Origin of the sequence: Ureibacillus sp. 179-F W5.1 NHS (assembly GCF_045369345.1) — a bacterium.
GTDB lineage: Bacteria > Bacillota > Bacilli > Bacillales_A > Planococcaceae > Ureibacillus > Ureibacillus halotolerans.
This window is the reverse complement of the sequence record NZ_JBIQFG010000006.1, coordinates 16,984-40,980: the sequence shown is the minus strand read 5'-3', so window position 1 is coordinate 40,980 and position 23,997 is coordinate 16,984. Positions and strand designations below refer to the sequence as shown.

The following is a 23,997-nucleotide window of genomic DNA, read 5'->3' as shown; positions in this document are numbered from 1 at the left end:
TTGAAATGTTTATTTTATATCAATTAAATCCATTAACTTTTCGAACGTTTTATCTCCAATACCAGAGACATTTTTTAATTCATCAATCGATTCAAAGGGACCATTTTCTTCTCGATAACTAATAATCGCCTGGGCTTTGGACGGTCCTATGCCTGGAAGGGTCGTTAATGTAGCTTCATCCGCATTATTAATATTCACTTTATCATTTGTGTTCCCACTATTTTGGGGTGGGACACTTGTTGCAATCCCGCCTGACAAACTATTTTCTATAACTTCACCTATTTTAGGAACAAAGATGACCATTTCATCTTGTAGCTTTTGGGCATGGTTAATTGCCTTCGTTTCCGCCTCTTCTGTGTAGCCACCCGCTAGCTCAATTGCATCAATAACCCGATTTTCCATCGTAAGTTCATAGACACCTGGATATTTTACAGCACCTTTTACATCTACTAAAATCTTTTCTGTTTTAAGTTCTTCTTCAGTAATTTCTTTCTCTTTTGCCTTATCTTTTATTTGTTGTTGCTCATTACTATTGAATTGTTCAGTTTGTTCTTGTGGAATCGTTGAAATCGTATAGGATTCTTTCGTAGAATCTTCTTGTTGAAGGAATAAATAAAGGAGAACGATAACGACAATACCGGGGAACAGCATTGTCTTTCCATATTTCTTTAATACTTTCTGGAATATAAAAAACACCTCTTCTCCAGAAGGTAATCATATGGAGTATAACAATAATATACATAAATTACCTTCTGTTGAAAAGATGTTTTCTTTATTTCATTGCACGTATAAAAATTCGTTCACTTTCCTCTGAAGGACTTTGTTGTGACCAATCAGCTGTAACTGAAACTTCCGAAAAGCCGACTTCTTTTAACCATTTAACATACATTTCCCATGGATAAGTTCGTTGGAAATGTTCCTCATCGAAGCGCTCATATAAACCACTGTTCTCATCTTTCACGAAAAACGTCATTTGATGATATACAGAATGGTCAAACTCACCTTGTTCGGTATACCAAAGATACATAATTTCTCCATCATCATACGTAAAAGGACTTTCCATAAAAATAAAATCCATTTTATAAAGGGAGTGAACATCAAAAAATAATTGTCCACCATCCCGAAGTTGTGTATAAATTCGTTTGAACGTTTCTAAACAAGCATCTTGTTCCACTAAATAATTAATGGAATCAATCGGAATCGTTACGACATCCAGTTCAGAAAAACCATCTAGTTCATCCATTGACATCGCAAATAACGGGATATCTACCCCTTCAGAATCAAACCGTTCTTGGGCAACCGATAACATCTCTTCTGACAAATCAATTCCACTGACCTTATACCCTGCTTGATGAAATAGTAAGGAGAGTGTCCCTGTTCCACAAGCGATATCCAACAACTTTGGATATTTATCGCTTGGAGCAAAGGTTTGTATCCAATGAACATATTGATCATAGGGAATGTCTTCCATTAGCTGATTATAAACGGATGCAAAACGACTATAACTGTTCGTCATCACTCAGCAGCCGGCATATCTAATTGAGGAGCATCTCCCCATAATCGTTCTAAATTATAAAATGCTCGTTCATCTTTATGGAAAATATGCACTACAACATCCCCAAGGTCCACTAAAATCCAACGGGCAGAGTCAAACCCTTCGATACGTTTAATTTCATAACCATTTTCTTGGGCCTTTTCTTGAACTTCTCGTGCAATAGCTTGTGCTTGTCGATCTGAATTACCGTTACAAATTAAAAAGTAATCAGCTAACAAAGAAATATTTTGCATATTTAATACAACAATATCCTCTGCTCTTTTATCATCTAATGCTTTATATACAATTTGTAATAAAGATTCTGTCATTCTCCACTTTTCCTCTCTTTATAAACGCTCTATGCATTTTTTGAAATTACATCATTATAGCACTCTATTGAAACCGGAAAAATTGCTTGCTCGGTATGGACTAAAAATGAAATCGTATGGCAAATACATGCTTTCATTGCTTCATCCAAGTCAGCATTTGCCATTTGCCTTAATTCATCTACTCGATCAAATTTCCGATTTGGTTCAATCATATCAGCAATGTAAATAATTTTTTCTAATTTGGACATATTTGCCCGACCTGTTGTATGGAAACGGATGGCATTTAAAATATCTTCGTTTGTAATATTAAATTCAGTTTGAGCAATCCATGCCCCAACAGGTCCATGTAAAATTTCTGAACCCCAGCCTAATAACCGTTCATCAAGACATTTTTCTTTTACTATTTGATTCATCCATTCTTCATCAGCATACTTCGCGATGTCATGTAAAATGGCAGCAACTTCAGCTGATTTTACATCTTCACCGTACTTTTCTGCTAAGAAAATGGCTGTTTCCATTACACCAATAGTATGAATATATCTTTTTTCAGGCATACGTGTTTTAATTGCCGATAAATAATCACTGCGCTCCATATAGACCTTCCTTTCGAATATAAGCTTCAACGCTATCAGGTAGTAAAAATTTTAATGTACCACCTGTTTTAATACGCTTTCTTATTAACGTTGAAGATAAATCCAATTCAGGCGCCTCCACCATTTTCACATCATATGTAGAAGACGATTGGGTGCCAGGACGTTTCAATCCAACAAATTGAATCAGTTTTACCAATTCGTCAATTTTATACCATGTATGTAACGAATCAATCATATCGCCACCGATGATAAAATAAAATTGTACATCTGGCTCCCTCTTACATAATTCAACCATTGTATGATACGTATAAGATACACCGCCGAGCTCAAATTCAATCTTTTCAACCTTGAAATGATCGTATGGCTCGATGGCAAGCTCTACCATACGTAGACGATTTTCCATCGAGGCATCATCGACAAATTGTTTATGGGGTGCAATGGCATTTGGCATAAACCGGACTTCATCAAGTTGAAGGGCATCAAAGGCTTCGTTCGCCATTATTAAATGTCCAATATGGGGAGGATTAAAGGTTCCTCCTAAGATGCCAACTTTTTTCATAGGCATAACACCTTACTTTTTACTCTCTTTAGGTAACACAATTTTTTTATTGTTACGAGATTCTTTATATAAAACAACTGTTAAACCGATTAACTGTACAAGTTCTGCACCAGTTCCAGTTGCTAAGCTTTCCGCTACTTCGTTTTTTTCATCTTCACAATTATCTAAAATACGCACTTTAATTAATTCACGTGCCTCTAGTGCATCCCGTAATTGACGAAGCATTTGGTCATTAACGCCACCTTTACCTACTTGGAATATCGGTGTTAAATGGTGTGCTTCTGCTCGTAAAAATCTTTTCTGTTTGCCTGTAAGCATAAAATAAAATTTCCTCCTAAATTAACTGCTCATTTTGTAATTCTTCAGTTAATCTTTTTATCATTAAATTTGTATTTGGATATTGTCCTAACCAATGTTGAAAAGCGATTGCTCCTTGATGGACAAACATGCCAAGACCATTAATAATTGTTGCCTTCCTTTTTTCGGCCTCCAATAAAAATGGTGTCATTAATGGATTATACACAATATCCGCCACAAATGCTCCCTCTTGTAATTTTTCAAGGGATAACGGCAATTTAAAATCCGTATTCGCTAAGCCGGCAGAAGTACATTGAATGAGAATGTTAAAACGGTCCAAGGAATTTTCTGCTTCTTCTATAGAAAGTGCCCGTCCTTCCCCTAATTCATTCACTATTTTTTCTGCTTTTGAAACGGTTCTATTCGTAATCGTTAAATTGTGATATCCATACTGTTGTAACGCAAAGGCAATTCCGCGGGCTGCTCCACCTGATCCAATGATTAGAACTTCACTTTGTTTTTGTTGTCCTATCGCTTCTTCAAGGGAATGAACAAAACCTGCTCCATCCGTATTGTATCCTTTTAACTTTCCATCTTGGACAACGACCGTGTTCACTGCAGCCATTTTTTCAGCTATTGGATCAAGTTCATCTAAAAACGGAATAATCGTTTGTTTATGGGGAATGGTGATATTCCATCCACTAACACCTAATGTTTTTAAAGCTGCGACCGCTTTTTCTAACTCATCACCTTTTACATGAATCGGTATATATGTCGCATCTATATTCATTTCTTCAAACCAAGTATTGTGCATATTCGGTGATTTGGAATGGGCAATCGGGTCCCCAATAACAGCAAACCATTTCTTCATTTGTTCAACCTCCCCATCCATAAGCAATACGTTTCATTTTTTAAATTAACGATGGTCGAATAAATACTTCAACACCCTTTGGTGCATGAGCTGCAACAACTACATTCGGATGTTGGACTGTAATCCACCCAAGACCGGAAATAACCACATCGGTTTTCCCTTCTTTTATAGCAAATTCATGACGAACTAATTCTGGTAATTGATCAATATATTTTTCAGAAGGTGGTGAAAGGAGTTCCCCTTTATGTTCCATATATAAAGTATCTGCCTTCTCCAACTTAGTACGATGAATTGGTAGGTCATTTGCTGCATAGATTGTAAAAGCAGAGCGATCACCCTTTATGAAATCAAATCGAGCAAGAGCCCCGATAAATAAAGTTTGACCTTCATTTTGTTGATATACTTTCGGTTTAATTTCTTTTTTCGGCATTATATATTTCAATTCACTTGAATCGATATGATGGGCCATTTGATGATGGTTAATAATACCCGGCGTGTCATAAAGGGCTGAACCATCATCTAGCGGAATTTCAATCATATCTAGCGTTGTTCCAGGGAAATGGGATGTTGTAATGACATTGCCTTCTCCCGTTGCCTGTTTAATAATACGGTTAATGAAAGTAGATTTCCCTACATTTGTACAGCCTACTACGAATACGTCTTGACCTTTTCTTAACGTTTCAATAGCATCTACTACTTCTTCCATTCCGAACCCTTTATGGGCACTAACAAGCATTACATCAATCGGTTGTAATCCTAACGCTTTTGCTTCCCGTTTTAACCAATTAATAACTTTTTTCGGTTTTACAGACTTTGGCAATAAATCGGCTTTATTCGCCACAAGTAAAACTTGATTTTTTCCGACAAATCGGTGCAAGCCTGGTAACCAACTGCCATTAAAATCAAAAATATCAACGATTTTTACGATTAACCCTTGCTGTTCTCCAAGGCCGTTTAATATACGTAAAAAGTCGTCATCGGTTAAACTTACCGGTTGAATTTCATTGTAATTTTTCAATCGGAAACAACGTTGGCATATAACGGTTTCCTTTTCTAATGAAGAAGGAGGTGCATAACCTACCTCTTTCGGATTTTCTGTTTGTATAATTGCTCCACAGCCAATGCAGTTTGGCATTTCACTCATTACTGTTCCTCCCAAGTTTTAATTCCTTTGCGTTTTAACGTATTAAACACTCGACGTTCTACGAAACGATTAAAACGCGTAACAAAGCCATCCGATTCTGCAACCGGACGGACTAAAAAAGTATATAATTTTAAACGGTTAGCACCCATAATATCCGTTAATAATTGATCCCCAACCATTGCCACTTCATTACTTTTTAAGCGAATTTGTTTCATAGCAGCAAAATAGGCAGCTCCTAATGGTTTTCGAGCCCGGAAAATAAATGGAATTCCTAGCGGTTCAGCAAAACGTTTTACCCGTTCTTCATTGTTATTAGAGGCAATAATAATACGAATTCCTGCGTCTTGCATCATTTTCATCCAAGCTGCAATCTCTTCCGTTGCATCTGGTCGATCCCATTCAATTAAAGTATTATCTAAATCTGTAATAATGCCTTTAATGTTGAGTGCTTCTAATTTTTCTGGTGTAATTTCAAATACACTTGAGACAAATTCTTTTGGTAATAAAAAATTATACAAAGCCTTAACTCCTTCATAATATCTATAAGTATTGGATGATATTACCTCTATTTATAAAGGTTCTCTTTATTAGTCGATTATAGCATAGTTGCAATCGGTTCTCCCATTTTCACGGCATGTCCTTTTTGTACATTGTTTGTAAAAGTAACAACATTTTCTTCAAATAACATGACAACCGTTGATCCAAAACCGAAATAACCGATTTCTTCGCCCTTTTTCCAAGAAGTGGACACATTCGTCAAAGTAATGGAATTAACAAACATTGCGCCAACTTTCACAAGGGTAAAGTATTTATTATTTTGAATTTGAATTTCATTAATCATACGATAATTATGGCTAATCGGCTTTTTGCCATATGTTAACCCTAATTGATTGACTGGATACGATTTATTTCCAAGAAAGTATTGACGAATAACCGTACCATCTAACGGACTATGAATTCGATGATAATTGGCAGGACTTAAGTAAAAAACAATATATTTTCCTTTTTTATATTTTTCAACCATTTGTTCTTTCCCTAATAAGTCAAACAACGTATAAGGCTTGCCTTTTACACTAAAAACAGCACCATCTTCTATTTCACCGAACGATTCAATTTTTGCATCTACTGGACTAATGAACGTTTTGTCATGTTGATTTATTGGTCTGGCATCCTCTTTTAACTGTCTTGTGAAAAAATCTTGTAAACTTTCAAAACTATGTAGTTCTCTTGAAACCTCAGAGACATCTATTCCGTATACTTTACTATACTCACGAATAAACTTTTTACTAAATGAGGATGAGACAAGTTTTTTTAACATCAGGGAGCTGTATTTTCCATTCGTCAGTTCAATCAAGTATTGATATATTTTTTCTTTCATATAAACCCCCTATAAATAAATTCTTAATTTTTAAGAAAAAATGAATGACTTACAATTTGTACTGTTTCGAAGTATAATATAGAAATATAATTAGCGCAAAGGAGTGTTTCCCCATGTTTCTTCTACATATGGTGGATTCCACGATTAAAAAAATTAAATCGCACGCTGCTAATCTAATTACTTTATGTAATTTGTCATTTGGTGGCGCTTCTATTATGGCGACATTAAATGAATCATATAGTTATAGCGTATTATTTATATTTATAGCTGCTTTCCTCGACCGTTATGACGGTAAGGTAGCTCGGAAATTTAATCAAGAATCGGAACTTGGTAAACAATTAGACTCGATGGGTGACATTATTTCGTTCGGTGTCGCACCAGCCCTTTTAATGTATGAATGCATTTTAAATGACTTTGGTACATTAGGAATGATTATTACGATTTTCTATATTGCTTGCGGCGCGTTCCGTCTGGCACGATTTAACATAACTGAATCCAACTGTTATTTTGTAGGTTTACCAATTACGGCTGCAGGTACAATTCTTACAGTATCCTATTTCCTAATACCCGTAGTGAATCCGCCCTTTTACTTATTTGTCTACCCGATCCTTTCCATTTTGATGGTAAGTACCTTTTCATTAAAAAAATTATAATGAAACACGATGCATCAAATCTAAATGATTGCATCGTTTTTTTATGTTTATATCCCATATACCTTTCATTTTCTCGAAAAGTTTATCATATAATGTCGAAAAAGGCAGAAAGGATGACGTGATTGAGTGGAATTTTTGCATCACTAATGCAGCTTTGGCTAGACATTCCGTCATTTCTTGGGTATTTAAAGGGGCAGGCTTTTCACCGACCTTTTACGAAAGAAGAAGAAGCCAAATGTATCGAACGCTTCATGGCAGGTGATGAACAAGCACGTCTCGATTTAATTGAAAGAAATATGAGACTTGTCGCCCATGTCGTCAAGAAATTCCATCCGCAGCACGAACAACTAGACGATTATATATCCATTGGTACAATTGGTCTGATGAAAGCTGTGAGTAGTTATACGCCTGATAAAAAAACACGTCTAGCCACATATGCTGCCCGTTGTATTGAAAATGAAATTTTAATGCATTTAAGAGCACAAAAAAAAGTTCAAAAAGATGTTTCCTTGTTTGAACCAATTGGCGTAGATAAAGAAGGACAATCATTACAAATTCGCGACTTATTACAACTAGATGAACAACCCGCTATCGATAAAATTGAACAAAAAGAAAGTTTTGAACAACTCTATTCCTACCTAAATACCCTTGAACCTCGAGAATTGGAAATTATCGTCTATCGTTATGGACTAAACAATAACGATCCATTAACTCAAAAAGAAATCGCAAAAAAATTAAAAATTTCCCGAAGTTATGTTTCGCGGATTGAAAAACGAGCCCTCGTTAAACTTTACCAACAATTTAAACATAATCAAGCGGAAAAGGAAAATCGAAAATCAGAAAATGATGCCACCCATTTAAACTGAATCTCCCAATGAACAACTGATAAAATCTCACCATAAAAAAAGCTCATTAATGGTTGTTATTTAACCTTAATGAGCCTTTTCATTAATGATGTACGTGTGAATCATTCGCACCAAAATAAATTAAAATACCTAAAATTGCAGTGATAACTACAGAACCACCCATAAGATATAACATTGGTTAACCTCCCATTACATTCATATTTCTATATTACTTTGTCTATTTCTGAAGCGTCAAGACGTTTATTTAACAAACCATTACAACTTATCAATCGTTTTTAAGACAATTTCCGTAGAATGTTTTGCTGCAACAGGTAAAAATTCATCAAAACTAATATTCGATTCCTTCCCTGCTATATCAGATAATGCTCTAATGACAACAAACGGTGTATCAAATTGATAACAAACTTGCGCAACGGCTGCAGCTTCCATTTCTACAGCTTTCATTTGTGGAAAGTATGTTCTTACCTTTTCAACACGCTCAGGGTCGTTCATAAAGGAATCACCCGAACAAATAAGTCCTACCGCATATTGATGTTCTCCAATCTCTGTAACAGCCTCTTCAGCCAGTTTCATTAACCGTTCATCGGATTTAAAAGCTGCAGGTAATTGGGGTACTTGACCCATTTCATAATTAAAAATCGTTACATCCACATCGTGATGGCGTACTTCATCTGAAATGACAATAGCTCCAACTTCTAATGATGGATCATATCCACCAGCAGATCCAGTGTTAATGACCACATCCGGTTTAAACTCATATAGTAACGCAGTAGTCGACATCGCTGCATTTACTTTTCCTATTCCACTTTTTAATAAAACCACTTCTTTATCATTATATGTACCTGTTGTATATTCGCTGTTCGCAATCGTTGTCGTTTCTGTATTTGCAAGTGCATTTCTTAATAATTCTACTTCTTCTTCCATTGCACCAATGACGGCAATTTTCATTCCGATATCCCTCCAATAATTGACACTTATACTAAGATAAAGAATAAGTGGCCATACGTCAACGAAAAACTAATAGGTACCTTCTAATTTTTTCAGTTTCTCAACCTTCACAGGCTTCCAACCTTCATTTTGAACCCATTCAATATAAACTCGATATTTTTCTGTTTTATCATTGTTTGAAACGACGGCAACTGAACTATCGGCACTACCATTATTTTTTACTGACCAATAAATGATATTATTTCCATCTAATTGTACAGCATTTCGAATCGTTTTTAATTTTTCCTCGTAATCAATATGCCCTTCTTCATAGGCCGATACATGTTCGCCGCTTTGCTTTGTTGGCGTAACATCCCAGCTTGGATTCGTAATAACTTGTTCTACTATTGGATCGTTCGAACTTTGTACGATCAATTTGGCTTCACTTGTCTCTTTATCGTCTTCTGCTTTTCCAGAGTCAGATTCCGTACTATCTTGATTATCCTCCGATTGGGAAGAATCCCCTTCCAGAGCCTCTCCATCATCGTCCTTATCAGAAGAGTTGTTATCTGTTTGATTAGTATCTTCATTCTCTTTCATATTATCGCTACTATTATTTTTATTTTCTTGAGCTACCTCAGTTTTTTCTTCTTTTTCAGAATCATCATTTAGAACAATCACTAAGTTTAAAATAATGAGTATTGAAACAACAGCAATTAATATATTTAAGAGGCGATCCATTTTGCTCTTTGTCTTTTTACGCCGCTTATTTGAGCGTGTTAAAGATTCCTGTCCTTTTTTAGACATACGATTGAATCCTCCTTTACACCATTACTTTTATTGTATCAATATTCCATTTGAAAACCATTAAATACCCCATTATTTAATATTCTTGTTAGAAATTTAAACGAAATGAAAAAGTCGACAAATCAGTAAAATTCGTCGACTCTTCTATGTTTTCCAAATTCGAATGGCTATGTATATTAAGCCAGTTGAAAGGATGGTAGAACTATTTTGCTGTTTTAATGGAAACGATGCGTACTTCCATGTCTCCACCAGGTGTAGTTAATTTTACGATATCATCTACCTTATGGCCAAGTAATGCTCTCGCAATCGGTGAATCGTTTGAAATACGTCCTTCAAATGGATCTGCCTCAGCTGAACCAACGATTGTATATTCTTCTTCATCGCCATCAGGAAGTTCAACAAACGTAATTGTTTTCCCTAAAGTTACGATATCACTTTCGCCCTCAGATTCCTCTATAATTAATGCATTTCGTAGCATTGATTCAATTGCTGAAATACGTCCTTCTACAAAACCTTGTTCTTCTTTTGCTGAATCATATTCAGAGTTCTCTGATAAATCTCCAAAGCTTCGAGCAATTTTAATGCGCTCTACTACTTCTTTACGTTTAACTGTTATTAAATATTCTAATTCTTCTTCTAATTTTTGTTTTCCTGCTAATGTCATTGGATATTGTTTTTCATTTGACAAGACATTTCACTCCTTAAATACTAACAATATTTTACTTGAAACAATACTATACACCTTATACATGAAAATGCAATCGTTTTCTTTTTTAAAGTGTAATAATAAAACCCGGTTAGTAATTAAGCATATGAGAGAAAAGTAACCAATAGAAGTACTTTTATCCACTTAACTAATAACCGAATTTATTAGTAATATTATATATTTTTCTTCAAGTTCTATAAAATTCCAATACTAACTCATCATATTACACAATCGACATAGTTTCAAGAATTGTTTTAATTTTTGTTACCATTAAGTCGATGGCTACTTCATTTTCTCCACCTTCTGGAATAATAACATCAGCATAGCGCTTAGTCGGTTCGATGAATAAATTATGCATTGGACGAACTGCCGTTAAATATTGATCGATTACTGAATCAATTGTTCTTCCTCGTTCTTTAATATCTCGCTCAATACGTCGAATTATACGTAAATCTGAATCAGTATCAACAAACAATTTAATATCCATTAAATCACGTAGACGTTTATCTTCCAGAACTAAAATACCTTCAAGGATAATAACGTCCTTCGGATCTACATGAATTACTTCCTCTGCACGAGTATGATTCACATAATCATATACTGGTTTATCAATTGCTTTTCTTTGTAATAAACGATTTAAATGCTCTAGCAGTAGATCATTATCGAATGCTAGTGGATGATCATAATTCGTTTTCAAACGTTCTTCAAAAGTTAAATGGCTTTGGTTTTTATAGTAATAATCTTGCTCTATAACTACAACAGAGTGTTCTCTGAATACATCATAAATGGCATGTGTCACACTAGTTTTCCCTGAACATGAACCACCCGCAATCCCTATTACTAAAGGGCGCTTTTTGGACATTTATTTATTCTCCTTTCGCATCATGTTGTATTGGAACAATGGGCGATCCACTTTGAATTTTACAATTTGTAACGGATGATTTGCTACTTCGATCTCATTACCCTTTTCATCCCAAATTTGTCCAACTTCCATTTTAAATGATTCAATATCAGGTCCGAAAAATTCAACCGTATCACCTTGCTTGAAGTAATTTCTTTGCTGTAAAGTGACGATTTGACTTTCTTGATCATAATCAAGGACAAGGCCTGCAAAGTCCCATTTTAATTTCGTCGCATGAGTGCCAAACATTTGTTGCTCAAAACTTGGTTCTCCTTCAAAGAAGCTTGATGCAGTGGCACGGTTAGCGCAACGATCCAACTCTTCTAACCACTCTTTTTTAATTTTAAAGTTTTCTGGATCCGCGCAATAGGCATCAATCACTTTACGATAAACAGAAATAACAGTGGCAATGTAGTGAATGGATTTCATACGTCCTTCCACTTTTAACGAATCAATGCCAAGTTCAATCATATGGGGAATAGATTCAATTAATTTTAAATCTTTTGGACTCATTGCAAACGGCGCGTCTCCTTCGTTAAACAACGCTTTTTCTTCGCCATCTACTTCTTCATATAAGTCATAATCCCAACGGCATGACTGGCAGCATCCTCCACGATTTGAATCCCGAGCTGTCATATGGTTAGATAATACACAACGGCCAGAATAGGCAATACACATCGCACCGTGAACAAAAGCTTCAATTTCAATATCCACTTCTTCTTTCATTTTGCGCATTTCTTCTGCGCCTACTTCACGGGCTAACACAACGCGATGAAGCCCTTCTTGCTTCCAATACTTAACCGCTTTCCAATTGGAAAGGGATTGCTGTGTTGATAGATGAATTTCTAATTTAGGAGCTACACGACGACATGTTTCAATAATAAATGGGTCCGCTACAATAATTCCTCTAACTCCCGCATCTTCAATGTCCTGTAAATACTCTTCTAGACCAGCCATATTTTCATTATGGGCAAAAATGTTCGTCGTTACATACACAACAGCGCCATATTTTTTTGCAAATTCTACACCTTCACGCATCTCTTCGATTGTAAAATTGTTTGCGTTGGAACGTAAGCCAAATTCTTGGCCACCAATAAAGACAGCATCAGCTCCGTAATGAACGGCTACTTTTAATTTTTCTAAGCTGCCTGCTGGTGCTAATAGTTCAGGTTTTTTTGTAATAACACGTTTACCATTAACCGTCTCACGAATTTTTTCGTTTTCTATTAATTGTAACAAGGCAAATGCCGCTCCTTCCTTAATACACTGTTTCTTTAAAGATAAATCCTGTATCTAATGGACGTAATTTTGGTTGAATGATTTCAATTCGCTCTAATAGCTTATTTTTCAAGTCATCATAAGCATCTTCACCTTGATCGAAATAGGCATCAATTGCTTGGCGATAACAATTAGTTACAGTCACGATATATTCCTCTGTTTGGAGTACACCATCAAATTTCAATGAATCAATTCCCGCTTCAAATAGCTCCGTTAATTCATCGATAAGACACATATCGTTAGGAGAGAAAATGTGTGTTCCATTTAAATCTTCGTATATCGGATATTTATTTTTACGTTCTTTATCATGAAGGAACATATTTTTATTTTCTTTCCGATTTTCAACTTCCATTACTTCTCCGCGATATAAGAAATAGTTCCCTAATAGCGAACGTTTTGATTGGAACATACATGTCATTCCATGAACTTGTACTTCTATTTCTGGTTTTGCATGTTCTTTTATTTCTAACACTTCGTCTAAAGAAAGTTCACGGGCTAACACAGCACGTTTTGCCCCACGTTCTCCCCAATAGTTCGCTTGGAACCAGTTCGTCGCAATTGTTTCAGGATTCCAATGAAGTGGTATCGTAATCCCTAGCTCACGTACTGATACGACTACGGCAGGGTCACCAAATATTAATGCGTCTACACCTATTCTTTGCATCTCTTTTAAGTATTCATCTAAAGCCTCTAGACGGTCATTGTGGAAAAGTGCATTTACTGCAACATACACTTTTTTACCAGCCTCATGAATTAGCTTTGTTGCTTCTTCTACTTGGATAACGGAAAATTCACCTGCTAAACGCAGACCAAATTGTTGCTCGCCAATGACAAATGCATCTGCACCTGCTAGAATTAACTCTTTAATATGTGGTATCGATTTTGGCGTAACTAATAATTCAGGTTTTTTCATTACTTGTCACCTCTTCAAACAAATTAATAAGCCATCACCAACAGGAAAAAATGTACTATCATAATTAGGATTTTGCATAATCCAGTCAGTGAAATGTTTTAAATTACGAATCATCGTTCTTTTACGCCGGGGAACTTCTTTAATATCTAAATCCGACAGACCGTGCATGTATATATTGTCGATATACAAAATACCACCCGGCGGAACTAGTGGTGCGAATTTTTCAAAGAAACGAATATTTTGGCCTTTTGCGGCATCAATAAAAACAGCATCAAAAGTAGATTGAATTGTTTCAACATCCACTTCTAACGCATCGCCTTCGATTACCGTAATTCGATTTGATACTTCTGAACGTGCAATAAATTCTTTTGCAAGATTGACTCGTTCGGAATCCCTTTCAATCGTCACAATACTACAATTCGGTAATGTTTCTGCCATCCTCAATGCAGAATAACCAATTGCAGTTCCTATCTCCAATATGCTAGATGGATTTTGGATTCGAAGGAGTTGGTTTAAGACATCAATGGCAGGCAGTTGCATAATCGGCACATGATGTTCCTTTGCAAAACTTTCCATCTCCATTAATAACGCATTGCGTGGTTGAATAAAGGATTCTATATAAGCATCAGAAAATTCCATTATGTGAACCCCTTTTTAATAAAAAAATAAAATCGTTAAAAAGAAAAAACCAAACATTATATTTGGCTTAAAGACTTACTATACGATAAAACAAAAAATCAATCGTAAAAAAAGAAAGAATCGTTGTTACGTTGCAAATCTCTTTCTTCAATGAATACAAAAAATCACAACTTATAATATCACGAAAACAGAAGGAAAGCGAATAATCTTTATTGTGGAGTATAGAAAAAAGTTTCAACTCTATTTTTTCTATACTCTCCAAAAAAACGTTCGTTTCCTTCTGATTATGTCATACTGTTATGGAATTACTATTATTGTTGTAAATATTGGTCTATATTTTTCAAATGTTCATCGTATGTTTTGGCAAAGTGATTGTTTCCTTCTTTATCCGCTAAGAAATATAAATAGTCAGTATCGGTCGGACTAAGGGCAGATTCAATTGAAACTTTTCCTGCATTGGCAATCGGTCCAGGTGGTAACCCCGGATTTTTATACGTGTTATAAGGGTTGTCCACTTCTAAATCTTCATATAAAACCCGTTCTTTATGGGAACCTAATGCATAAAGTACAGTTGGATCTGTTTGCAAAGGCATATCTGCATCTAAACGATTATAAAATACACTCGCAATAGTTGCTCGATCCGTCTGTGCTGTTGCTTCTTCTTCTAAAAGAGAGGCAAAGGTTAATAATTGATGTGGTGTCATTTCTTTTTCCTGTAGCAATGCACTATACTCCACAACAATATCATTTGTTTGAGAAATCATCATTTTAATAATATCATCTAATGACGGATTTTCTTCATAGAAGGAATAAGTTGCAGGATATAAATATCCTTCAAGGGCAAAGCGAATGTTTTCATTAAAAACTTCTTCCGTAATTAAATCAGGGAATGTCCCCATCATGTTTTGAATAAATTCTTTATTTGTTACCTTTTCCATAAACTGTTCAGCCGTATAATTTGTATGTTTTTCAACAATTTTAGATATTTGCTCTAACGTCAAACCTTCTGGAATGGTAAGGGTAAATAAAGGTTCTCGATATACTTTCCCAGTCTTCAAGCTTTCGATAATTTCATCAAAAGTCATTGCTTGAGTCATGACATAGTTACCAGCCTGAAAATTCGTTGCATTTTTAAACTTTGTATAATATTTAAAAACTCGGGCATCTTTGATAACCTTCTTTTCTTCTAAAATACTAGAAATTATTGTTATCCCTGAACCCATTGGAATTTCTACTTCAATCTCAGCAGTTGCCTCAGGATCAATTGGTTTCATAGCAGATTTCACATAGAAAAACCCACTAACACCTACTACCAATACAATTAACAAAATAGCAAGCGTCACAATCGTTACAATCCGTCTTACAACTCTTCCTTCTGATTTTCGTACGTTTAATTTCTCTATCATTTTCTGTTTTTTAGAATCACTATCCACTAGCGTACCCCCTCACATCTCCTAATATGATACAAGAAAATACAAATGGTGACAATAAAACATGTCTCTTACGGGTTAGAGACATGGTTTATCTGCGCCGAAAGCTTGCGACAGGCGTTAAATATTCCTTCTCAAAACTTGAGTTTGAGTAATGTTCATTTGCGACGAGTACCTACTGGAACTAAAGGAGCAATATGTTTTATCTACAAAAATTTTTTAATACAAAAAAACGCTATGAGAGTCATAACGTTTTTATCATTACTATTCACTTAAGGCTTCTACTTCTTTTTCAACCTGTTTCCATTCTTCTTCCTTTTCAATTGGCAGTAAATCAAGAACTTCTCCGTTCTCTCCTGGAATATATGCAGCTGCATAAATTTCCCCTACTTCTTCTTGATCTGCAAAGGTATAAAGAATATACGACTTATTAAATTCTTCTAATTCAAAACGATGGATAACTTCACAAACAATTTCCTCACCGTTTTCATCAGAAATCGTAAAATAATTACCATCTTCACCAAATTCAGCAATTAACGTATTTAATACTTCATCTACCATATCCCATTCTTCTTCTGTTTCAAGGGAAGAAAAATTCGTCATTTCACCATTGTCTCCCAATTCATAACGAAGGGCTGAAATTTCTTCGCTTTCATTCCCCTCTTCATCCACTAAAGAATATAAAACGTAGGATTGATCATCTGTATCAAATGTAATAACCACTTTACATAATTGTTCAGAGCCATCCTCTAATTGAAGCTTAAATAATTGATCGTCCATTCATGTACCTCCTACTATTTAAAAAAGGTAGGCAAAATGAGCCTACCTTTTTTATTATAATATTTATTTTACTTCTTATTCTTCTTCGTCATCTAATTGGTCTTCTAATTGATTTAACACATCTTCAATTAAATCCCATTCTTCTTCTGTTTCAATTGGCTCTAATTCTCCATCTTCGCCATTTTCAGAAGGAACGAACGATGATGCAAAGATTTCAATTTGACCTTCATCATCTTCTTCAGCACCTACTAATGAATAAAGTACATAGGATTTACCAAATTCTTCAGAATCGAAAGTGTGTAGCACTTCGCATAGTTGTTCGTTTCCATTTTCATCGACGATAGTAATATGACGATGTTGTTCGTGATCGTGTTCATGTACCATTATTGGTCACCTCTTCATTAAATTTAAAACTGGATATACTTTATATCACTAGTATTTATTTTCTGCCCCTGTCGCTTCGCTTTCGGGGCAGAGAATTAACATTCGCTCTTTTTACCGAATGTATCTTGCCCCTGTCGCTTCGCTTTCGGGGCAGAGAATTAACATTCGCTCTTTTTAGCGAATGTTAATTCTTGCTATCTAAATATCCTTGAAGGATCATAACAGCCGCCATTTTATCAATAACCTTTTTACGCTTTTTACGACTTACATCCGCTTCAATGAGCATTCGCTCTGCAGCCATTGTTGTTAAACGTTCGTCCCAGAGCTTTACAGGTAAATGAAAGGAATCTTCCAGTAGCTTTTTATAATTCTCGGAAGCTTCGCCACGAGGACCGACCGTATTGTTCATGTTTTTCGGATAGCCTACTACAAATTCTGTAACAGCATATTCTTTAACAAGTTCTTTTATACGTTCGATGCCAAAATCGCCTGTTTCTTCGTTTATTTGTATCGTCTCTATACCTTGCGCTGTCCATCCTAAGGCATCACTAATTGCAACGCCTACGGTTTTGGAACCAACGTCTAAACCCATTACTCTCATATACCTATTATGCCTCGTTATTCTTCTTAATATAAAATTTTACGAGCTCTTCAATAATTTCATCACGTTCAAGCTTGCGTATTAAGTTTCTTGCATCCTGATGGCGAGGGATGTATGCCGGATCACCAGATAAAAGATAACCTACAATTTGGTTAGTAGGATTATACCCTTTCTCTTCTAGTGAAGAGTACACCTTCAACATCACTTGCTTTACTTCTTGTTCCATTGACTCTTCTGGAAAACTGAATTTCATTGTTTTATCAAACGAACTCAAGACCAGCACCTCGCTTTCAGTAATAAGGAGATGTTAACGGAAAAACATCTCTATTCTCTTTATTATAACCGATAAACCATTTCAATCAAATATCAGGATGGAATTCTGACCATATTTTGTAACAGAAAGAAAATATTTTTAAATGGATTTAACGTAATCATACACAGAAACTAGCGCTTCATCAAGTTTTGATGCATTTTTCGCACCTGCCATCGCCATATCCGGACGACCGCCACCTTTACCGTCACACGCTTCTGCCACTGATTTCACAATATTTCCTGCGTGATATTTTCCTCCGACAATATCTTTTGTTACACCAGCACATAACATGACTTTGTCGCCATCAACTGCGCCAAGTACAATAACAGCTTTTTCTAGTTTACCTTTTAAATCATCCATCATTTGACGAAGTTGATTGTTGTCTTTCGCTTCTACTTTTGTTGATAGTACTGTAATATCGCCAATTTTTTGTGCAGCATCTAGTACAGAAGCAGCTTGTGCATTCGCAATTTTTTGGGATAATGCTTCATTTTCTCGTTGTTGTTCTTTTAATTCTTGCTGTAAAGTTTCAACACGTGCTACTAAGTCTTTAGGATTCGCCTTTAATAAAGCGGCGGATTGTTCTAAAATACGTTGTTCTTCTTTTACTGCTTCGAATGCCGCTTTACCAGTAACCGCCTCAATTCGACGTGTTCCAGCCCCTATACCACCTTCAGAAACGATTTTAAATAAACCAATTTCAGAAGTACGTTTTACATGGATACCGCCGCAAAGTTCAATCGAATAATCACTTACTTGAACAACACGAACAATATCTCCGTATTTTTCACCGAATAGTGCCATCGCTCCGATTGCTTTTGCTTCAGCAATTGGCATCTCTTCAATGACTACTTCAATATCATCCCAAATTTTTTCGTTTACAATACGTTCAATTTTTTCTAACTCTTCTTTTGTAGCAGGGCCAAAGTGGGAGAAGTCAAAACGTAAACGGTCTGGCCCTACATAAGAACCAGCTTGGTTAACATGATCTCCTAGAACATCTTTTAATGCTCGTTGCATAATATGTGTAGCTGTATGATTTTTTACTACAAGATTACGTTCATCCCGATCCACCATTGCTGTAACAACATCATCCACACGCATTTCACCTGATTCTACAACAACGGTATGAAGCGGTTGACCGTTCGGTGCCTTTTGAACATCTTTTACAAAAGCTGTAAATGAATCATTAGAAATTTTACCATGGTCAGCTACTTGTCCACCCATCTCCGCATAAAAAGGTGTTTCTGCTAAAAGGACAAGAACTTCTTCACCTTCTGAAGCATATTCCGCCATTTGACCATTTGAAACGATTGCAACGACTTTCGTTTCAGTTTGTAACGTTTCATAACCTACAAAATTCGATTCTTGCGTTAAATTGGCTAATACTTCAGATTGAACTTGCATAGAATCGACATCCGCTCGAGCTGCGCGGGCACGTTCCCTTTGTTCATCCATCGCTTTTTCAAAGCCTTCTAAATCCACTGTCATACCAGCTTCTTGTGCATATTCCTCCGTTAATTCTACTGGGAAGCCATAAGTATCATATAAACGGAATGCATCACTACCAGGAATAACATTATTTCCAGCAGCTTTTTCTTTCTCAATTACTTCAGACAGAATAGCTAAACCACCATCAAGGGTTTCATGGAAGCGATCTTCCTCGTTTTTAATAACCCGCTCGATAAATTCTCTTTTTTCTTTTACTTCTGGATAGAAATCTTGCATAATTTCGCCAACAGTAGAAACTAATTTAAACATAAACGGTTTATCAATACCGATTTGTTTTGCATATCTTACTGCACGTCGTAATAGTCGGCGCAATACATAACCGCGTCCTTCATTTGAAGGAAGAGCACCATCTCCAATTGCAAAAGCAACGGTACGAATATGGTCAGCAATCACTTTAAATGGTGTATTTACATCCTCTTCACTACCGAAAATTTCTTTTAAATCGATTTCGCCTGGGCGTTTATAGGAACGGTTTGCGAATTCTTCAATTTTTTCAATAATCGGCATAAATAAATCCGTATCAAAGTTAGTTGGAACATTCTGTACAACGGATGCCATACGTTCTAACCCCATACCTGTATCAATATTTTGTTTAGGTAGCGGTGTGTATGTTCCATCTGGGTTATGATTAAATTGTGAAAATACTAAGTTCCATATTTCTAGATAACGTTCATTTTCTCCACCAGGATATAATTCTGGATCGTTTTCATCATTACCGTATTCAGGGCCACGGTCGTAGAAAATTTCAGAGTTTGGACCAGATGGACCTTCTCCGATATCCCAGAAGTTCCCTTCAATACGAATTAAACGTTCTTCCGGAATGCCGATTTCATTTTTCCAAATATCATATGCTTCTTGGTCTTCTGGATGAATCGTAATCGATAAAAGTTCAGGATCAAAGCCCATCCATTTTGGATCAGTTAAAAACTCCCATGCATAATGAATTGCTTCTTTCTTAAAGTAATCACCAATTGAGAAGTTTCCTAACATTTCAAAAAACGTATGGTGACGAGCTGTTTTCCCTACATTTTCAATATCATTTGTACGAATAGATTTTTGTGCATTCGTAATACGTGGATTGTCAGGAATGACACGACCATCGAAATATTTTTTTAACGTGGCAACCCCTGAGTTAATCCATAGTAAAGATGGGTCATTGATTGGCACTAGTGGTGCAGATGGTTCTTGAGCATGACCTTTTTCAATGAAAAATTCTAAATACTTGCGACGAATTTCTGATGCTTTCATCTTCCAATATACCTCCAATAAATGAATAAATTTGTTAACATGATGGTGTTCCAGTGTACCTTTCAAAAACGATGGAATAATTAATAAGACCAATGTTTAATCCAAATAAAAAAGTCTTCATCCCACAAAGGGACGAAGACTATAGCTCGCGGTACCACCCTAATTTATAAGTTAGCTTCATATAGCTGAAATGACTAGAGCAAACTTATATCTCAAGCACTGTAACGTAAGTGAACGGCAGGGATTAGCTGCACTCTGGAGTAGCTTTCCGTAACTGTTTAACGCAAGATTCTTTCAGCCAAGGAATCCTTTTCTGTTCGTATACAGTAACGTACTTGTTCCATCATCGTGTTTCATATATTCTGTTCTAAATTATATGAAAAGGGGTGCCTTATGTCAATTATAACTATTTTCTTCAACTTTTACTCATATCGATAAACATTCCAAAAACCAATATCCTCAAAACCTAATCGTTTATAAATTTTACCAGCATCCGGATTGTCATAAAATAAACAAAGTTCCTTCCCTTCTTTTAACAAATCTTGACATAACTTAATCATACAATCCGTTGCAAGTCCCTGCCGTTTATATTGTTTCTTTGTTGCCACAGCAACAATCATGGCAGAGGAACTATTTTCTGCCGTTGTGGAAGCAGTTGTGGCCATTTCACCGTTCACTCGAATGAAATACGTTCTACCGGTTTTATTTTCAAGCGTCCTTCTTTTCGACTCAATTGTTATGTTTGCATGCTGAAATTCAGGAACACCTTTTAAAAGAGCTACAAGTTCTTCTAATTCTTTTACGTTTAAAACTTCGACAGACTCCAGTTCATCCTTTGTTTTAGAAACTTTTAAACGTTGGCATTTAGCATTAATAAAATGAATTACTGCTTTTCATATTTTTTACTACTAGTGATTCTAATTTTTCTACAATTGGTTTCAAACCAGATAAATCAGTCATTTTCGGGTCACCATTGATAATGGCAATTGATATCGCCTTCAGCATACGGTATGTAATTTCCTTCATATTTGAATAGAACTGCCATCAACTCGCCATACTCATTGAATTGACCCCAAACAGTTTGAAACTCTGTCTCAAAACCATACGCTTCAATATCTCCAATGATAAATAAATTTTCGGCTGGCTTTTTTAGAACAAAGTTCATCACCTTTTCTCTATCTTTTTCTGTTAATTTTCTAATCACCTTATTCACCTACTTCTCCCAATCTAAATTATTAAGAAACTATCATATACGAATGAAACTTTCAACCAATTAAAAAGCTTCTGAAAACAAATCAAATAACATATATTGTTTTGTTAAGGGGACTACCTTATAGATTGGAGCGAATACATAGTGGACTTATTATCTGTTGAATTTTTCACCGCTTTACTTTCTATTATTTTCATCGATTTAGTTCTTGCTGGCGACAATGCTTTATTAATTGGACTAGTTGCCAAAAACTTACCTAAAAACCAGCAAAAGAAAGTCATTTTTTGGGGAACTTTTAGTGCCATCTTCGTACGAATTGTCTTAACATTAGTCGCTGTTAAATTATTAGAAATTGACGGATTATTGTTAATTGGTGGTGTATTGTTACTATATATTTCTTACAAACTACTTCTTACCGAAGAAGAAATCAATGTTAAACAAACGAAAAAGAATTTTTGGGGAGCTATCGGGACCATTCTTTTAGCCGATTTATTAATGGGAGTAGATAATATTATTGCAGTAGCCGGAGCTGCCCATGGAAATATTTTGCTCGTAGCCATAGGATTAATCGTTTCGATTCCGATTGTTGTTTGGGGAAGTACCGTTGTAACAAAATTAATGGAACGTTTTCCTATTATTATTGTTTTAGGCGCAGCGGTATTAGCATGGACATCTTCTAAAATGATTTCAAAGGATGCTTATATGGCTCCCCTATTCCCATCTCAAATGGCTATTTACACATTTGAAGTTCTTCTTGTCGTTGTCGTAATTACTTTTGGATTACTAACGAAATATTTTATAAAACTGCGAAAAGTCGCCCCTAAATAGGGACGACTTTTATATTTGATACGCTTTTTTTGAAAGTAAAATGATGATGATTGCTGGAATCGTGAAAATGGTCATTCCTAAAAATGCAAGACCCGGCGTAATATCGTATAAATATCCTCCGAATAATGTTAAAACTGCCGCACTTAAGCTTGTTGCCAAGGCGGAATACAACCCTTGCGCATTGGCAATTTGTTGTTTTGGTAAACTTTTCGTAATGTATTGGATGAAGGCATAATGGGCCATTGCAAAGGAAACCGAATGTAATGTTTGGGAAAAAATAAATGCCCCAACATTTGGAAATACAAAAATGATGATCCATCTTAATGTAGAACCAATTGCTGCAATGAAAAATAAAGTTGAAATTTTCTTATTAGCAAAGAGACGGTCCGCTATTAAAAAGAATAAAATTTCAAATAGGACTGCTACGTTCAAAATCATACCAATATAAAACGTATTTACTTGTAAGTATTGTTGTAAATAAATGTAACTATAATTGTAGTAGGATGCTAAAGAACCTTGTAAAAGGATGACGATAATCATGACTACAGGAAAGCCTTTAACTTTCCATAAACTTCTCATAGAAAAGGCTCGACTTCGATCTTCTACTGTCGGTTTAGCTAATAACACTTCCGGCGTAGGCATAATTTGAAGAATTAACATAATCATTAAATAGCCAATCATTGCCCATAAAATCACCTTTTCCCCTACATAGCCTATCATCACACTTAGAATTAAAACGGAAATGACAAAACCGATAGAACCATAGGATCGGCTTTTACCGTAATGTATCTTTGTTTGCTGAACAAGGGTAGAAGCACTACTTTCAATAGCCGGTAATAACGAAGGATAAAATAAACTAAAAATCAATGTAATGGCAAATAAAGCTGGAAAGGTATTAAAAGGTACGTATAATAGTGCCGCTATTAAGGAACTAATTACTAACAATAGCGTTAATTTTTTATCACTAAAATATTTCGAAGCAAAGGGATAAATAAACATCGTTGAAAATGCTCTGGCGACTAAACCAAAACCCATAATAAAACTTACTTCTTGAACCGTTAATCCTTTAGCACCTGATAACCAACCTGACCAATATTGTAAATATACGCCCCATGTAAAGAAAAATAGAAAGAAATTTTGAGATAACCACCGTTGATTGTTCATAGCCGTGCTGTAACCTCCAATCTATATTGAATAATAGCACGTTGTCATTTAAAATAATGTGAGATATCTCACATTTCCCTTTTGTTGACAATCCGTTTAAAAACAGAATTTACTCTATTTTTTGTTTTGTAC

The 23,997-nt window shown here is 35.5% G+C and carries 29 protein-coding genes and 1 other annotated feature; of the genes, 3 read left to right on the top strand and 26 right to left on the bottom strand.

The genetic code is table 11. The annotated features are described in order from the left end of the window. Nucleotides 1-9: 9 nt before the first annotated feature. The 10 genes from ACH0B5_RS04750 to ACH0B5_RS04705 all read right to left on the bottom strand — a co-directional run bounded on the left by ACH0B5_RS04750 (nucleotide 10) and on the right by ACH0B5_RS04705 (nucleotide 6,705). Nucleotides 10-696 (bottom strand): helix-hairpin-helix domain-containing protein, encoded by a 687-nt coding sequence (locus tag ACH0B5_RS04750; protein WP_406927474.1) that lies wholly within the window; start codon nucleotides 694-696, stop codon nucleotides 10-12. 76 nt (nucleotides 697-772) lie between these two features. Continuing rightward, the gene (locus ACH0B5_RS04745) at nucleotides 773-1,516 is read right to left on the bottom strand and encodes a class I SAM-dependent DNA methyltransferase (protein ID WP_406927473.1); all 744 of its coding nucleotides are present in this window, start codon (nucleotides 1,514-1,516) and stop codon (nucleotides 773-775) included. After that, nucleotides 1,516-1,863 carry a ribosome silencing factor gene (rsfS, locus tag ACH0B5_RS04740; RefSeq protein ID WP_122971372.1) on the bottom strand — a complete coding sequence of 116 codons (348 nt, stop codon included), beginning with the start codon at nucleotides 1,861-1,863 and terminating at the stop codon, nucleotides 1,516-1,518. Before rsfS ends, ACH0B5_RS04745 begins: the two co-directional genes overlap by 1 nt. 29 nt (nucleotides 1,864-1,892) lie before the next feature. After that, the gene (gene yqeK / locus ACH0B5_RS04735) at nucleotides 1,893-2,456 is read right to left on the bottom strand and encodes a bis(5'-nucleosyl)-tetraphosphatase (symmetrical) YqeK (protein WP_122971373.1); all 564 of its coding nucleotides are present in this window, start codon (nucleotides 2,454-2,456) and stop codon (nucleotides 1,893-1,895) included. Next, nucleotides 2,443-3,015, bottom strand: a complete 573-nt coding sequence (locus ACH0B5_RS04730; RefSeq protein ID WP_122971374.1) for a nicotinate-nucleotide adenylyltransferase — start codon at nucleotides 3,013-3,015, stop codon at nucleotides 2,443-2,445. The genes yqeK and ACH0B5_RS04730 overlap by 14 nt, the downstream gene beginning before the upstream one ends. 12 nt (nucleotides 3,016-3,027) lie before the next feature. Beyond that, nucleotides 3,028-3,333, bottom strand: coding sequence for a ribosome assembly RNA-binding protein YhbY (gene yhbY, locus ACH0B5_RS04725; protein WP_122971375.1), 306 nt, complete (start codon nucleotides 3,331-3,333; stop codon nucleotides 3,028-3,030). Between the two features lie 16 nt (nucleotides 3,334-3,349). Beyond that, nucleotides 3,350-4,183, bottom strand: coding sequence for a shikimate dehydrogenase (aroE, locus tag ACH0B5_RS04720; protein WP_341362364.1), 834 nt, complete (start codon nucleotides 4,181-4,183; stop codon nucleotides 3,350-3,352). Nucleotides 4,184-4,223: 40 nt separating this feature from the next. Beyond that, on the bottom strand, nucleotides 4,224-5,327 hold the full coding sequence (gene yqeH, locus ACH0B5_RS04715; protein WP_122971377.1) for a ribosome biogenesis GTPase YqeH: 1,104 nt from the start codon (nucleotides 5,325-5,327) through the stop codon (nucleotides 4,224-4,226). Beyond that, nucleotides 5,327-5,845 carry a YqeG family HAD IIIA-type phosphatase gene (locus ACH0B5_RS04710; protein ID WP_122971378.1) on the bottom strand — a complete coding sequence of 173 codons (519 nt, stop codon included), beginning with the start codon at nucleotides 5,843-5,845 and terminating at the stop codon, nucleotides 5,327-5,329. The genes yqeH and ACH0B5_RS04710 overlap by 1 nt, the downstream gene beginning before the upstream one ends. Nucleotides 5,846-5,922: 77 nt before the next feature. After that, nucleotides 5,923-6,705 carry a phosphatidylserine decarboxylase gene (locus ACH0B5_RS04705; protein ID WP_122971379.1) on the bottom strand — a complete coding sequence of 261 codons (783 nt, stop codon included), beginning with the start codon at nucleotides 6,703-6,705 and terminating at the stop codon, nucleotides 5,923-5,925. Between the two features lie 113 nt (nucleotides 6,706-6,818). On the opposite strand from ACH0B5_RS04705, the gene pssA reads away from it, so the two are divergent. Both pssA and sigK read left to right on the top strand, forming a co-directional pair. After that, on the top strand, nucleotides 6,819-7,358 hold the full coding sequence (gene pssA / locus ACH0B5_RS04700; protein ID WP_122971380.1) for a CDP-diacylglycerol--serine O-phosphatidyltransferase: 540 nt from the start codon (nucleotides 6,819-6,821) through the stop codon (nucleotides 7,356-7,358). 122 nt (nucleotides 7,359-7,480) lie between these two features. Beyond that, the gene (gene sigK, locus ACH0B5_RS04695; RefSeq protein ID WP_122971381.1) at nucleotides 7,481-8,224 is read left to right on the top strand and encodes an RNA polymerase sporulation sigma factor SigK; all 744 of its coding nucleotides are present in this window, start codon (nucleotides 7,481-7,483) and stop codon (nucleotides 8,222-8,224) included. A gap of 255 nt (nucleotides 8,225-8,479) precedes the next feature. Here the strand turns inward: sigK and mtnN are convergent, their stop codons facing one another. The 15 genes from mtnN to ACH0B5_RS04620 all read right to left on the bottom strand — a co-directional run bounded on the left by mtnN (nucleotide 8,480) and on the right by ACH0B5_RS04620 (nucleotide 21,867). Continuing rightward, on the bottom strand, nucleotides 8,480-9,172 hold the full coding sequence (gene mtnN / locus ACH0B5_RS04690) for a 5'-methylthioadenosine/S-adenosylhomocysteine nucleosidase (RefSeq protein ID WP_122971382.1): 693 nt from the start codon (nucleotides 9,170-9,172) through the stop codon (nucleotides 8,480-8,482). 69 nt (nucleotides 9,173-9,241) lie between these two features. Beyond that, nucleotides 9,242-9,958, bottom strand: coding sequence for a YrrS family protein (locus tag ACH0B5_RS04685; RefSeq protein WP_406927472.1), 717 nt, complete (start codon nucleotides 9,956-9,958; stop codon nucleotides 9,242-9,244). Nucleotides 9,959-10,160: 202 nt separating this feature from the next. Then, complete coding sequence (greA, locus tag ACH0B5_RS04680; RefSeq protein ID WP_122971384.1) at nucleotides 10,161-10,646, bottom strand: transcription elongation factor GreA; 486 nt, start codon at nucleotides 10,644-10,646, stop codon at nucleotides 10,161-10,163. A gap of 241 nt (nucleotides 10,647-10,887) precedes the next feature. Continuing rightward, nucleotides 10,888-11,526 carry a uridine kinase gene (udk, locus tag ACH0B5_RS04675; protein WP_122971385.1) on the bottom strand — a complete coding sequence of 213 codons (639 nt, stop codon included), beginning with the start codon at nucleotides 11,524-11,526 and terminating at the stop codon, nucleotides 10,888-10,890. After that, on the bottom strand, nucleotides 11,527-12,792 hold the full coding sequence (locus tag ACH0B5_RS04670; protein WP_341362974.1) for a peptidase U32 family protein: 1,266 nt from the start codon (nucleotides 12,790-12,792) through the stop codon (nucleotides 11,527-11,529). A gap of 31 nt (nucleotides 12,793-12,823) precedes the next feature. After that, nucleotides 12,824-13,756: a peptidase U32 family protein gene (locus tag ACH0B5_RS04665; RefSeq protein WP_406927471.1), complete on the bottom strand. Its 933-nt coding sequence runs from the start codon at nucleotides 13,754-13,756 to the stop codon at nucleotides 12,824-12,826. A gap of 6 nt (nucleotides 13,757-13,762) precedes the next feature. Then, nucleotides 13,763-14,395, bottom strand: coding sequence for an O-methyltransferase (locus tag ACH0B5_RS04660; RefSeq protein ID WP_122971388.1), 633 nt, complete (start codon nucleotides 14,393-14,395; stop codon nucleotides 13,763-13,765). A gap of 311 nt (nucleotides 14,396-14,706) precedes the next feature. Next, nucleotides 14,707-15,828, bottom strand: a complete 1,122-nt coding sequence (mltG, locus tag ACH0B5_RS04655; RefSeq protein ID WP_174232656.1) for an endolytic transglycosylase MltG — start codon at nucleotides 15,826-15,828, stop codon at nucleotides 14,707-14,709. A gap of 261 nt (nucleotides 15,829-16,089) precedes the next feature. Further along, complete coding sequence (locus ACH0B5_RS04650; RefSeq protein ID WP_122971389.1) at nucleotides 16,090-16,605, bottom strand: DUF1292 domain-containing protein; 516 nt, start codon at nucleotides 16,603-16,605, stop codon at nucleotides 16,090-16,092. A 75-nt stretch (nucleotides 16,606-16,680) separates the two neighbouring features. Beyond that, nucleotides 16,681-16,989, bottom strand: coding sequence for a DUF1292 domain-containing protein (locus tag ACH0B5_RS04645; RefSeq protein WP_122971390.1), 309 nt, complete (start codon nucleotides 16,987-16,989; stop codon nucleotides 16,681-16,683). Between the two features lie 184 nt (nucleotides 16,990-17,173). After that, nucleotides 17,174-17,590 carry a Holliday junction resolvase RuvX gene (gene ruvX / locus ACH0B5_RS04640; RefSeq protein ID WP_122971391.1) on the bottom strand — a complete coding sequence of 139 codons (417 nt, stop codon included), beginning with the start codon at nucleotides 17,588-17,590 and terminating at the stop codon, nucleotides 17,174-17,176. Nucleotides 17,591-17,597: 7 nt separating this feature from the next. Further along, a complete protein-coding gene (locus ACH0B5_RS04635; protein ID WP_122971392.1) occupies nucleotides 17,598-17,864 on the bottom strand; it encodes an IreB family regulatory phosphoprotein in 267 nt (88 codons plus the stop codon). Nucleotides 17,865-18,002: 138 nt separating this feature from the next. After that, on the bottom strand, nucleotides 18,003-20,663 hold the full coding sequence (alaS, locus tag ACH0B5_RS04630; protein WP_406927470.1) for an alanine--tRNA ligase: 2,661 nt from the start codon (nucleotides 20,661-20,663) through the stop codon (nucleotides 18,003-18,005). A 125-nt stretch (nucleotides 20,664-20,788) separates the two neighbouring features. Then, nucleotides 20,789-21,019: a binding site (T-box leader), on the bottom strand. A gap of 66 nt (nucleotides 21,020-21,085) precedes the next feature. Then, nucleotides 21,086-21,403 (bottom strand): GNAT family N-acetyltransferase, encoded by a 318-nt coding sequence (locus ACH0B5_RS04625; protein ID WP_406927494.1) that lies wholly within the window; start codon nucleotides 21,401-21,403, stop codon nucleotides 21,086-21,088. A 227-nt stretch (nucleotides 21,404-21,630) separates the two neighbouring features. Then, a complete protein-coding gene (locus ACH0B5_RS04620) occupies nucleotides 21,631-21,867 on the bottom strand; it encodes a hypothetical protein (RefSeq protein WP_406927469.1) in 237 nt (78 codons plus the stop codon). A gap of 150 nt (nucleotides 21,868-22,017) precedes the next feature. On the opposite strand from ACH0B5_RS04620, the gene ACH0B5_RS04615 reads away from it, so the two are divergent. Next, nucleotides 22,018-22,701 carry a TerC family protein gene (locus tag ACH0B5_RS04615; RefSeq protein WP_122971394.1) on the top strand — a complete coding sequence of 228 codons (684 nt, stop codon included), beginning with the start codon at nucleotides 22,018-22,020 and terminating at the stop codon, nucleotides 22,699-22,701. 9 nt (nucleotides 22,702-22,710) lie between these two features. On the opposite strand, the gene ACH0B5_RS04610 is transcribed toward ACH0B5_RS04615, so the two are convergent. Beyond that, nucleotides 22,711-23,865 (bottom strand): MFS transporter, encoded by a 1,155-nt coding sequence (locus ACH0B5_RS04610; RefSeq protein ID WP_122971395.1) that lies wholly within the window; start codon nucleotides 23,863-23,865, stop codon nucleotides 22,711-22,713. Nucleotides 23,866-23,997 lie beyond the last annotated feature (132 nt).